Here is a 10,792-nt window from a genome sequence, read left to right as displayed (position 1 = left end):
CTCTCAGCGCCGATGGTACTGCAGGGGGGACCCTGTGGGAGAGTAGGACACCGCCGGACTTCCTTTACGAGAGGGCCACCCAACGCTGGGTGGCCCTCTTGCGTTTCACGCCCCTCCGCCTGCGCGGAGGGGCGTTCTGCGTTTCTAGACTGGAGCGCATGCCCACCGAACTCCATCCGCGCAGCGTGCTCGTGTCCCAGCGCCTCTCCGAGGCCGGGATCGATGCGGAGATCGTCGTGCTCCCCGACGCGGCCGCCACCGCAGTCCAGGCCGCGGCCGCTCTTGGCGTGGAGGTCGGGGCGATCGCGAACAGCCTCGTGTTCTGGTGCGACGATGCCCCGCTGCTGGTGATGACGAGCGGTGCGCACCGGGTCGACACGGCCGCACTGGCACAGCGGCTCGGCACGGGGCGCATCCGGCGCGCGACGGCCGATCAGGTGCTCGAGGCGACCGGTCAGGTGATCGGCGGCGTCGCTCCGACGGGCCATCCGGCGCCGATCGCGACGATCGTCGACGCCGATCTCGCGCGGTTCCCGCAGCTGTGGGCCGCCGCCGGGACGGCGCACACCGTCTTCCCGCTGACCTTCGACGAGCTCGTGAGGCTCACCGGCGGGCGGGTGGAGCGCGTCGACTGACGGCTCAGCCGAGGAGGGCGTGCGCGATCGTGAATATCACGAGCCCCGCGAGCGCGCCGACGACCGTGCCGTTGAGCCGGATGTACTGGAGGTCGCGGCCCACCATGAGCTCGATCTTCTCCGTCGTCTCCTGCGGGTCCCAGCGCTCGACCGTCTCGGTGATGAGCGACGCGATGTCGCTGCGGTAGCGCTCCACGAGGAACACGGCGGCGTCGGTCACCCAGTCGTCCACGCGCGAGCGCAGGGACGGCTCGTTCTGCAGGCGCTCGCCGATCTCGACGAGCGCATCCCGCGCGCGCGTCCGCAGTGCGCTCCCGGGCTCGTCGAGCTCACGCAGCAGCCCCTGCTTCGCGGCGCCCCACGCCTCGGCCGCGAGGCGGCGCACGCGTGGGCTGTCGAAGAGCGTCGCCTTGGCCTGCTCGAGGCGGTCGCGGGTGACCGGATCGTGCTGCAGGTTGAACGCGAGTCGCGCGAGGTAGTCGTCGATCGCGCCGCGGGCCGGGTGACGAGGGTCGGCGCGCAGCGCGCCGACGAACGCGACGGCCTCGTTGTACACCGTGTGGTCAACGAGCCGCGCGGCGATCGACGGGACCCACGAGGGCAGGCGACGCGACACCAGGCCCTGGAACACCTCCGGGTTCGCGTCCAGCCAGGCCGCGACCGTGTCGGCGGCCAGATCCACGGCGCCGTGGTGCGCCCCCGTGTCGATCACGCGTTCGAGCCATCCGCCGAGCGGCTCGCCCCACCCGGGCTCGATCAGGTGCTCCCGCGCCAGCGACTCGATGACATCCTGCACGTCGTCGTCGCTCAGCGCGCGCAGCACGCCCTGCGCCATGGCCGCGCCCTCGGACGCCACCCGCTCCGCATGCTCGGGCGCGCGCAGCCAGGCTCCCAGGCGCGCGGCGATCGGCGTGGAGGCGAGCTTGCGCCGCACCACCTCGGCCTCGAGGAAGTTCGTCTCGACGAACTCGCCCAGGTTCCGCCCGATCTCGTCCTTGCGGGTCGGGATGATCGCCGTGTGGGGGATGGGCAGCCCCAGCGGCCGGCGGAACAGCGCCGTCACCGCGAACCAGTCGGCCAGGGCGCCCACCATCCCGCCCTCTGCCGCGGCGCGCAGGTACGCCAGCGCGGGCAGCCGGTCCTGGAGCGCGAAGCCGACGACGAACAGCACGGCCATGAAGATCAGCGCCCCCAGCGCGACCGCCTTCATGCGCCGGAGCGCGAACAGGCGCTCCTGGTCCGCAGCCGACAGGAGCTCCACGGGGGTGCGTGCCATGTCGGCCATCCTCGCACGCCCCTCCCGGTCAACCCGGCGTACGCTCGTGAGCGTGATCGAAGACATCCAGAAGCGCGCTCTGCATCGCACCCGCATCCTCGAGGGGCAGATGCGCGGTCTCGGCCGGATGATCGAGAACGAGGACTACTGCATGGACATCATCACGCAGTCCCGTGCGATCCAGCGTTCGCTCGAGTCCCTCAACCGCCTGCTGCTGGAGAACCACCTGCGCACCCACGTGACGCACATGTTCGAGCACGGCGACGCCGAGCGCGAGCAGGCCGTGGCCGAGCTGCTGCGGGCCTTCGACTTCGACGGGCGCTGACCTCAGCCCTCGAGCGGGCCCAGCCAGGCCGTCGCGACGGTGGCGTGCGCCGACTCGGGGTCGGACGGATGGAACGCGCCCGCGAGCACGTCGCGGTAGAGACGCGACAGCTCGCTGGTCGCGAAGAACGACGAGCCGCCCGCCACGAGCATCGCGTCGTCGACGACCTGCTTGGCGGTCGCGGTCGCGCGGTGCTTGAGCCCGGACAGCAGCGAGAACCAGCGGGCTCCGTGGTCCACGCGCTCGTCGACGTCGCGGGCGATCGACGCGAGCTGGGGCGGCAGCGCGTCGTACGCCAGCGCCATGCCCGCGATGCGCCAGCGGATGTCCGGATCCTGGCTGTACGGGCGACCGGTCTTCTTCGATCGGCGCGCCTGCGCGGCGGCGACCGCGAGGTCCAGCGCGCGATGCGCGATGCCCGTGTAGACCGACGCGAGCAGCACCTCGAACACGCTGAAGATGCCGAACACGATCGGGTCGGGGTTCGGGCCGGCGGCGACGCGTCGCACCACGCGGTCGGCGGGAGCCACCGCCCCGTGCAGCTCGGTGGTGCGGCTCTGCGTGCCGCGCATCCCGAGCGTGTCCCAGTCGTCGCGCGTCACCACGCGCTCGTCGCGCGCCAGGAACGCGTAGACGAGCTGTGGCGCGTCGGGAGAGGAGGTGTCGAGACCGTGCACGCCGAGCTGGGTCCACACCGGGGCGAGCGACGTGAAGATCTTGGTGCCCGTGAACGCGTAGGAGCCGTCGTCGAGCGGGGCGGCCTCGGTGTCGCTGCCGAACAGCACCAGGTCGTTGCCGGCCTCGCTGATGCCGAATGCGAAGACCTCGCCCGCGGCGGCGCACTCCTGCACGAATCGCAGATCGGCGATGCCGCGATCCTGCATGACCTTCGCGACGCCGGTCCAGACCAGGTGCATGTTGATCGCGAGCGCCGTCGCGGGCGCCGCCTCCGCGAGACGCTGCTGCAGCGCCGAGACCTCGGTGAGCCCCAGCCCCAGCCCGCCGCGATCCGCGGGCACCAGTGCGCGCAGGTATCCGGCGTCGCGCAGCTCGGCGAGGTCCTCGTCCGGGAAGACGTTGTCGGCGTCCACGCGGGCGGCGCGCGAGCGGATCCGCTCGACGAGCTCGTCGGTCAGGACGTCCCGCGGATCGAAGGCGCCGGCCCCGGTCACCGCGCGATCACCTCGCGCAGCGCGCGCATGGTCGCCTCGGGCTTGTCGCGATGCGGGGAGTGCCCGGCCCCGCGCACCACCGACATGGTGAGGGCGGGGTTCGCACGCAGCACCTCGTCGGCCAGCTCGCCGTCGAAGATGCTGTAGACGTCGGGGTCCGAGCCGATCACGTGCGTGGGCACGGTGAGGCGGGCGGCTGCCTCGCGCACGTCCCACGGGCTGTTCTGCGCGCTGGTCTGCTCGACCGCCCAGCGGCTGCCGCGCGCCACAGCGTCGACCTTCAGCTCGATGTCGTGCGGGTGCCAGTGCGGGTGCTCCTCGCGCACGGCCTCGGCACGGTTGTCGGCGAACGCGCGCTCCTGGCTGCGGCGGACGATGCCGGCGTCGCGGTCGCGCAGGAAGATCGCCGGGTCCACGAGCACCAGCCGGCGGGTCCAGTCCGGGGCGTCCGCGGCGGCCAGCGTGCTCGACGCGCCGCCCAGCGAGTGGCCGACGACGAGGTCCCAGGCGTCCCCGCCCTCGGGCCGCGTGCCGCGGAGGTCGGCGGCGTACGCGGCGATCGTGTAGTCGAGGGCGCGCGGCGCGTCGCCGTGCCCGCGCAGGTCGACCGCGGTGGCCGACCAGCCGTCCTCCGCCAGCGCGACGCCGTAGCGCCACATCAGCGCGCCCGACGAGCCCAGGCCGTGCACCAGCAGCACGCGGCGCGGCGACGACGGATCGCCCCAGTGCAGCCGGGGCAGGGTCACGGGTGCGGGACGTGCGGTCATGCGCCCAGCCTATGCAGGCAGGCGCGTCACGTGATCACCGGCACCTGCTCGGTGTCCGGGATGGGCGAGGCGTCGCGGTGGCGCAGATCGGGGAAGCCGCGGTGGAACACCGCGGCAACGACGGCGGCCAGCACGACCATCCCGATGCTGACGTAGTAGGCGCCGACCGGCCCGGTGCCGTCGATCGCGAACCCGCCGATCATCGAGCCGAGCGCGGCCCCGATCAGCTGGCCCGTGTTGATCCAGCCGTACGCCTCGGCGGTCTCGCTGAACTTGACGCTCGCGGACGTGGCGGCCAGCATCGAGGCGAGGGCGGGCGCGAACCCGACGCCGGCGACGAACAGGGCGAAGCCGAGCCACCACGGGTTGCCCAGCCACACGAGCGTCAGGGCGCTGCCGAGCGCGACGATGCAGAGCCGGCGCGCCGTGGACCACGGGCTCATCGGGATGCCGCCGGAGCCCAGGCCGCCCGCCAGGCTGCCGAGGGCGTACGCCGCGAGCACCAGCCCGGACTCGAGACCGCCCTCGCCGAAGGTCGCGACGATGCCGGTCTCGATCGCGGCCGTCGCGCCGATGAACAGCAGGCCGATCGAGGTGGTGAGGATCACGGTCGGCTTGCGCAGGACGCGTCCGAACGCCGCCCGGCTCCGCGGGATGCGGACGCGCCCCACCTCGGGGGAGAAGATGAACCAGGCGCCGCCCAGGAGCGCGATGAGCACGACGGCCAGCAGCGCCACCACGGACGAGATCTGCAGCGCCAGGAACGTGACGAGCACGGGAGCGACGACCCAGATCAGCTCCTGCAGCGAGGCGTCCAGCGAGTACAGGGCGGTCAGCTGCCGCGAGTTGACCAGCTTGGGGTAGATCGTGCGCACCGCGGACTGGACCGGCGGCGTCGCGAGGCCCGCGATCAGGCCGAGCGCGACGAGCACCGGCACGGGCAGCGGCGCCAGGGCCAGGGCCGTCAGGGTCGCGGCGTACACGAGCGTGAGCAGCGAGAGCACGGGGCGCATGCCCCAGCGGCCCATCCAGCGGCTCGTGATCGGGCCGGCGACGGCCTGGCCGATCGACATGGCGGCGAGCACCGTCCCGGCCGCCCCGTACGAGTGGGTCATGTGCTCGATGTGGATGAGGATGCCGAGGCTCACCATGCCCGACGGGAACCGCGCCGTGAGCTGGGCGGCGATGATGCGGATGACGCCCGGCGTGCGGGCGAGCTCGCGATAGGCGGAGGCGGAGGACGACACGTCCTCACGCTATCTCCCCGGACCCGTGGGAACGCCCGATGAGCGGGCCATCCGAGGGTGCTCCCGGGCCGCTGCGGAGCGCCCGATCGCGACACGCCGCGACACGCCGAGGGGCCGATTCCACACCCTGTGGGATGTCGGAGGCCCGCCCTAGCGTTCCATCTGTGGAGAGGCGGTCTCGTGCAGCGCGCGAACCGCGATTTCCCGGCCATCGCGGGGCGCTCGCACGGGGTCCCGCCTGTGGACGGATCGGTGGATGGACCTGTGGTGGAGCGGTGGAGAACGGTGGAAAATGACAACCGTGTAACTACTAGTCCTAGTGGTGACCCTCAATGTCCGCACCCATATGTAGTATTGAGGTCCCGGCGGAGGTGCGCCGGGCAGCACACGTAACAAGGGGGAAGAAAGCGCCATGGCGATCACGGTCTACACGAAGCCTTCCTGCGTCCAGTGCACGGCCACGTACCGCGCGCTCGACTCGAAGGGCATCGACTACGAGGTCCTCGACCTCTCCCAGGACCCGGCCGCTCTCGAGCAGGTCAAGGCCCTCGGCTACATGCAGGCTCCCGTCGTGATCACGGACGAGGACCACTGGTCGGGCTTCCGCCCGGACAAGATCGACGAGCTCGCCGCCCGTCTCGCCTGAAGGCGCTCGCGCGCCCTTCGACGAGAACCGCGACCGAGAGGGAGATGAGATGACCGCCGCGACAGTCGCCGACACGGAGACTCCGCTCCTGGTCTACTTCTCGAGCGTGTCCGGCAACACGGCGCGTTTCATCGAGAAGCTCGGGAAGCCGGCCCGGCGCATCCCTCTCCACCGCGGCGACGAGCCCCTCGTCGTCGACGAGCCCTACGTGCTCGTCACCCCCACCTACGGCGGGGGAGACGGGCGGGGAGCGGTGCCGAAGCAGGTCATCCGCTTCCTGAACGACGAACGCAACCGCCGGGGGATCCGAGGGGTCATCTCGGCCGGCAACACCAACTTCGGCGAAGGCTTCTGCATCGCCGGCGACATCATCAGCCGCAAGTGCCACGTGCCCCACTTGTATCGGCTCGAACTCTTCGGCACACCCGACGACGTCGATCGCGTCAGCGACGGATTGGAACGATGGTGGAAGCAGCAGCGGTGACCACGGAAGCCGACTTCAAGCACAACGCGAAGTTCGAGGGCCTGGACTACCACGCCCTGAACGCGATGCTGAACCTGTACGACGAGAACGGGAAGATCCAGTTCGACGCCGACAAGCGCGCCGCACGGGAGTACTTCCTGCAGCACGTCAACCAGAACACGGTGTTCTTCCACTCGCTCCGCGAGCGGCTCGACTACCTGGTCGAGAAGGAGTACTACGAGGCCGCGGTCATCGAGAAGTACCCGTTCGAGTTCATCGAGAAGCTCAACGACTTCGCCTACGGCAAGAAGTTCCGCTTCGAGACGTTCCTCGGCGCCTTCAAGTACTACACGAGCTACACGCTGAAGACCTTCGACGGCAAGCGCTACCTCGAGCGCTTCGAGGACCGCGTCGTCATGACGGCCCTCGCGCTCGCCGACGGCGACCAGGACCTCGCGTGGAACCTCGTCGAGGAGATCATCTCGGGCCGCTTCCAGCCCGCGACTCCCACGTTCCTCAACGCCGGCAAGGCGCAGCGCGGCGAGCTCGTCAGCTGCTTCCTGCTGCGCATCGAGGACAACATGGAGTCCATCGCGCGCGGCATCAACTCCGCGCTGCAGCTCTCCAAGCGCGGCGGCGGCGTGGCCCTGCTGCTGTCGAACATCCGCGAGGCCGGCGCGCCGATCAAGCAGATCGAGAACCAGTCCAGCGGCATCATCCCCGTCATGAAGCTGCTCGAGGACTCGTTCAGCTACGCCAACCAGCTCGGCGCACGTCAGGGCGCGGGCGCGGTGTACCTCTCGGCGCACCACCCCGACATCATGAAGTTCCTCGACACCAAGCGCGAGAACGCCGACGAGAAGATCCGCATCAAGACGCTGTCGCTCGGCGTCGTCGTGCCGGACATCACGTTCGAGCTCGCCAAGAACGACGAGGACATGTACCTCTTCTCGCCGTACGACGTCGAGCGCGTCTACGGCGTGCCCTTCGGCGACATCTCGGTCACCGAGAAGTACCGCGAGATGGTCGACGACCCGCGCATCAAGAAGACCAAGATCAACGCGCGCAAGTTCTTCCAGACGCTCGCCGAGATCCAGTTCGAGTCGGGCTACCCGTACATCATGTTCGAGGACACGGTGAACCGGGCCAACCCGATCAAGGGCCGGATCAACATGTCGAACCTCTGCAGCGAGATCCTTCAGGTGAACACGCCGACGACGCTCAACGAGGACCTCTCGTACGACCAGATCGGCAAGGACATCTCCTGCAACCTGGGCTCGCTGAACATCGCGCTCGCGATGGACTCGCCCGACCTGGGCAAGACCATCGAGACGTCGATCCGCGCGCTCACCGCGGTGAGCGACCAGAGCCACATCCGCTCGGTCCGCTCGATCGAGGACGGCAACGACAAGTCGCACGCCATCGGCCTCGGCCAGATGAACCTGCACGGCTACCTGGCCCGCGAGCGCGTCTACTACGGCTCGGAAGAGGGCATCGACTTCACGAACATCTACTTCTACACGGTGCTGTTCCACGCGCTGCGCGCGTCGAACAGGCTCGCGATCGAGCGCAAGCAGGTGTTCGACGGGTTCTGGGAGTCGAAGTACGCCTCGGGCGAGTTCTTCGACAAGTACACCGAGCAGGCGTGGGTGCCGCAGACCGAGAAGGTCAAGGAGCTCTTCGCCGGCCACCACATCCCCACGCAGGACGACTGGCGCGAGCTGAAGGCCTCCATCCAGGAGCACGGCATCTACAACCAGAACCTGCAGGCGGTGCCGCCGACCGGCTCGATCTCGTACATCAACAACTCGACGTCGTCGATCCACCCGATCGCGTCGAAGATCGAGATCCGCAAGGAAGGCAAGCTCGGCCGCGTCTACTACCCGGCGCCGTTCATGACGAACGAGAACCTGGACTACTACCAGGACGCGTACGAGATCGGCTACGAGAAGGTCATCGACACGTACGCGGCGGCCACGCAGCACGTCGACCAGGGCCTGTCGCTCACGCTGTTCTTCAAGGACACGGCGACGACCCGCGACATCAACAAGGCTCAGATCTACGCGTGGAAGAAGGGGATCAAGACGATCTACTACATCCGCCTGCGTCAGATGGCCCTCGAGGGCACGTCGATGGATCAGTGCGTCAGCTGCACGCTCTGACCTAAGGATGCGGTTCTGTTGACCGAGATCTCCCGTACGTCGCGAAACGCGGGCTGGCCATTCGCCGGCGTCGTGTACGGCGTGCGGGAGATCGGGTCGACAGAGTATCGCTACGTCGGCATGACGACACGAACGGTCTCTTCCCGGCGGAAGCAGCATTTCAAGGCGGCGAGAGAAGGACGCAAACGTCCTGTGTACGACTGGCTCCGCAAGTACGAGAACCCGGAATCGGTGTACTTCGAGTCGCTGGAGCTGGTGATGAGCGATTCGTTGACAGATCTATTCCAGGCGGAGCGGCGCTGGATCGCTGCTCTCCGAGACCGCGGTGACCGGCTCCTCAACCTCACCGACGGGGGAGACGGCGTTCGAGGCTACGTCTGGACGGAAGAACAGCGACGGGCCGCGGGCGAGCGGGCTCGCGGGCGACCCACGGGAGTCCACCGACGGGGCCCCGATTCGCCGCACTGGGGGCGACGACTGCACAGCGATGAGCAACGTGCGCGTTGGTCGGAGATGAGGAAGGGATCCATCACCGGCGAACTCAATCCCAACTACGGCAAGTTCGGCCCAGCTCACCCCAGCTACGGTCGCAAGCGCTCGGATGAAACCCGAGCCCGCCTATCCGAGCAGAAGCGGGGTGAGCGAAACCCGAACTTCGGCAAGACCATGAGTGAAGAGGGTCGGCGACGACGATCCGAGAAGCTCAAAGGCAGGCCGATGCCCAGCAGTCGACGAAGCGCGCACACCCGTCACCACACCAACAAAGGCGTGTTCAAGGACACCTGCGATCATTGCCTCGACGACATGAAGAATCTGAAAGGGAGCACCGATGAGTGAGAAGCTGCAGCTTCTCGACCACGTCCAGGCAATCAACTGGAACCGGATCGAGGACGACAAGGACGTCGAGGTCTGGAACCGGCTCACGGGCAACTTCTGGCTGCCCGAGAAGGTGCCGCTGTCGAACGACATCCAGTCGTGGAACACGTTGACGCCAGGTGAGCAGCAGCTCACGATGCGTGTTTTCACGGGCCTCACGCTGCTGGACACCATCCAGGGCACGGTGGGCGCCGTCTCGCTCATCCCGGACGCACTGACCCCGCACGAGGAGGCGGTGTACACCAACATCGCGTTCATGGAGTCGGTGCACGCGAAGAGCTACTCGTCGATCTTCTCGACGCTGTGCTCGACGCAGGAGATCGACGAGGCGTTCCGCTGGTCGATCGAGAACCCGAACCTGCAGCGCAAGGCGCAGATCGTCATGGAGTACTACCGCGGCGACGAGCCGCTCAAGCGCAAGGTCGCCTCGACCCTGCTCGAGAGCTTCTTGTTCTACTCGGGCTTCTACCTGCCCATGCACTGGTCGAGCCGCGCGAAGCTCACCAACACGGCCGACCTCATCCGCCTCATCATCCGCGACGAGGCCGTGCACGGATACTACATCGGCTACAAGTTCCAGAAGGGGCTCGAGAAGGTCGACCAGGCCAAGCGCGACGAGATCAAGGACTACACGTTCTCGCTGCTCTACGAGCTCTACGACAACGAGGTGCAGTACACGCAGGACCTCTACGACCAGGTCGGCCTGACCGAGGACGTCAAGAAGTTCCTTCACTACAACGCCAACAAGGCGCTGATGAACCTCGGCTACGAGTCGATGTTCCCCTCGAGCGTGACCGACGTGAATCCGGCGATTCTGTCGGCCCTGTCGCCGAACGCTGACGAGAACCACGACTTCTTCTCGGGCTCGGGATCGTCGTACGTCATCGGCAAGGCCGAGGTCACAGAGGACGAGGACTGGGACTTCTGAATCCGACTTGATCGGAGTCGCTGGAGGGCTCGCCTGCGTGTAACGCGGCGGGCCCTCTGGCTTGTCCTTGAGGCGATCGATCAACGCGGCTTCCGCGACGCGGCTATCGCTGTCGCCAGAGCCGTGATCACGAGGCAGGGAATCCCCACGACGGTCGAAGCAAGTTCGGCAATGGACCGTGCGGCCTGCAGATCGGGTCTGCTGAACGAAGTGGTGACAGTTTCGGTTAGGCCGCGAGGGCCAGGTTCTGGTTCATGATGGTCTCGAACTCGATCGGCGTCAAACGGCCCAGACG

Annotated in this window: 11 protein-coding genes; 7 read left to right on the top strand and 4 right to left on the bottom strand. The window is 68.2% G+C overall.

What is annotated here, in order from left to right; genetic code table 11:
* Positions 1–158: 158 nt before the first annotated feature.
* Positions 159–635, top strand: a complete 477-nt coding sequence (locus ASD19_RS07850) for a YbaK/EbsC family protein (RefSeq protein WP_055990856.1) — start codon at positions 159–161, stop codon at positions 633–635.
* Positions 636–639: 4 nt separating this feature from the next.
* Here the strand turns inward: ASD19_RS07850 and ASD19_RS07845 are convergent, their stop codons facing one another.
* Complete coding sequence (locus tag ASD19_RS07845; RefSeq protein WP_055990853.1) at positions 640–1,911, bottom strand: DUF445 domain-containing protein; 1,272 nt, start codon at positions 1,909–1,911, stop codon at positions 640–642.
* Between the two features lie 52 nt (positions 1,912–1,963).
* On the opposite strand from ASD19_RS07845, the gene ASD19_RS07840 reads away from it, so the two are divergent.
* A complete protein-coding gene (locus ASD19_RS07840) occupies positions 1,964–2,236 on the top strand; it encodes a metal-sensitive transcriptional regulator (protein WP_055990851.1) in 273 nt (90 codons plus the stop codon).
* A gap of 2 nt (positions 2,237–2,238) precedes the next feature.
* On the opposite strand, the gene ASD19_RS07835 is transcribed toward ASD19_RS07840, so the two are convergent.
* From ASD19_RS07835 to ASD19_RS07825, 3 genes are read right to left on the bottom strand one after another with little or no spacing between them, the layout of a single operon-like run.
* The gene (locus ASD19_RS07835; RefSeq protein WP_055990848.1) at positions 2,239–3,408 is read right to left on the bottom strand and encodes an acyl-CoA dehydrogenase family protein; all 1,170 of its coding nucleotides are present in this window, start codon (positions 3,406–3,408) and stop codon (positions 2,239–2,241) included.
* Positions 3,405–4,175: an alpha/beta fold hydrolase gene (locus tag ASD19_RS07830; protein WP_055990845.1), complete on the bottom strand. Its 771-nt coding sequence runs from the start codon at positions 4,173–4,175 to the stop codon at positions 3,405–3,407. Before ASD19_RS07830 ends, ASD19_RS07835 begins: the two co-directional genes overlap by 4 nt.
* Positions 4,176–4,201: 26 nt before the next feature.
* Complete coding sequence (locus tag ASD19_RS07825) at positions 4,202–5,422, bottom strand: MFS transporter (RefSeq protein WP_327040473.1); 1,221 nt, start codon at positions 5,420–5,422, stop codon at positions 4,202–4,204.
* 412 nt (positions 5,423–5,834) lie between these two features.
* On the opposite strand from ASD19_RS07825, the gene nrdH reads away from it, so the two are divergent.
* Genes nrdH through nrdF form a run of 5 tightly spaced genes read left to right on the top strand, consistent with a single transcriptional unit; the run spans position 5,835 to position 10,497 of the window.
* Positions 5,835–6,068, top strand: coding sequence for a glutaredoxin-like protein NrdH (gene nrdH / locus ASD19_RS07820; protein WP_055990842.1), 234 nt, complete (start codon positions 5,835–5,837; stop codon positions 6,066–6,068).
* Between the two features lie 49 nt (positions 6,069–6,117).
* Positions 6,118–6,552 carry a class Ib ribonucleoside-diphosphate reductase assembly flavoprotein NrdI gene (gene nrdI, locus ASD19_RS07815; RefSeq protein ID WP_055990839.1) on the top strand — a complete coding sequence of 145 codons (435 nt, stop codon included), beginning with the start codon at positions 6,118–6,120 and terminating at the stop codon, positions 6,550–6,552.
* Entirely contained in the window at positions 6,531–8,693 is a 2,163-nt protein-coding gene (gene nrdE / locus ASD19_RS07810; protein ID WP_055990835.1) for a class 1b ribonucleoside-diphosphate reductase subunit alpha, read from the top strand. Before nrdI ends, nrdE begins: the two co-directional genes overlap by 22 nt.
* Positions 8,694–8,711: 18 nt before the next feature.
* Positions 8,712–9,530, top strand: a complete 819-nt coding sequence (locus ASD19_RS14045) for an NUMOD3 domain-containing DNA-binding protein (protein WP_235563002.1) — start codon at positions 8,712–8,714, stop codon at positions 9,528–9,530.
* Positions 9,523–10,497, top strand: coding sequence for a class 1b ribonucleoside-diphosphate reductase subunit beta (gene nrdF, locus ASD19_RS07805; protein WP_055990831.1), 975 nt, complete (start codon positions 9,523–9,525; stop codon positions 10,495–10,497). The genes ASD19_RS14045 and nrdF overlap by 8 nt, the downstream gene beginning before the upstream one ends.
* The last annotated feature ends 295 nt before the right edge of the window (positions 10,498–10,792 follow it).

This window comes from Microbacterium sp. Root53 (assembly GCF_001426925.1).
Classification (GTDB): domain Bacteria; phylum Actinomycetota; class Actinomycetes; order Actinomycetales; family Microbacteriaceae; genus Microbacterium.
This window is presented reverse-complemented; position numbering and strand designations above follow the sequence as displayed.